This is a genomic window from Grimontia marina (assembly GCF_900060185.1).
In the GTDB taxonomy this organism is placed as follows: Bacteria; Pseudomonadota; Gammaproteobacteria; order Enterobacterales; family Vibrionaceae; genus Enterovibrio; species Enterovibrio marinus.
The window spans coordinates 1-541 of record NZ_FIZY01000281.1 but is presented as its reverse complement, the minus strand read 5'-3'; the positions used below and the strand labels follow the sequence as shown (position 1 = coordinate 541).

Here is a 541-nt window from a genome sequence, read left to right as displayed (position 1 = left end):
CTCTTTTCTTATCTTTCCATTCATCTCTTCCCCCTTCTTTCTTCCTTTTTATCCATCTCCCCTTTGTCTTTCTCTCTTCTCCCTTTTTTTCTCTTTCTTCTTCTTACTTCTTTTTTCTTTCTATTTTCTACATTTCTTTCCTCTTCTTTATCCTTTCTCTTTTTGTCCTTTTCTTTTTTCTCTTTCTTTCCTCTCTCCCACTTCTTTTCTTATCTCTTCATTCCCTTCTTTCTTTCTTCTTTCTTCTTTTTTTCTTTTTTTCTTTCTTTTCATCTTTTTCTTTTTTTTTCTATTTATTTCTTTTCTCTTTTGTTTCTTCTTTTCTTTCTAACACCAACCCATCTTCTTTTTACTTCATCAATCTCTTTCTTCATCCTCTCTTCTTTTTTATCTCCTCTCTCTTCCTCTTCATCTTCTTTACTTCTTCTTTTTTCCCTTTTTTTTTCATCCTTTTCTTTCCCTTCCCTTTTACCCTTTCTTTCATCCTTCTTTCTTTTGTTTCTCTGTCTTTTCTTCTTCACTCTTCCTTTTCCTTTCTTTT

Annotated in this window: 2 protein-coding genes; both read right to left on the bottom strand. The window is 31.4% G+C overall.

From position 1 onward, the window contains the following. Positions 1-147: 147 nt before the first annotated feature. Positions 148-273 (bottom strand): hypothetical protein, encoded by a 126-nt coding sequence (locus tag GMA8713_RS28930; RefSeq protein ID WP_269747475.1) that lies wholly within the window; start codon positions 271-273, stop codon positions 148-150. 20 nt (positions 274-293) lie between these two features. Next, positions 294-541: hypothetical protein (locus GMA8713_RS28925; RefSeq protein ID WP_232314583.1), on the bottom strand; the 248-nt coding region annotated here is incomplete at its 5' end.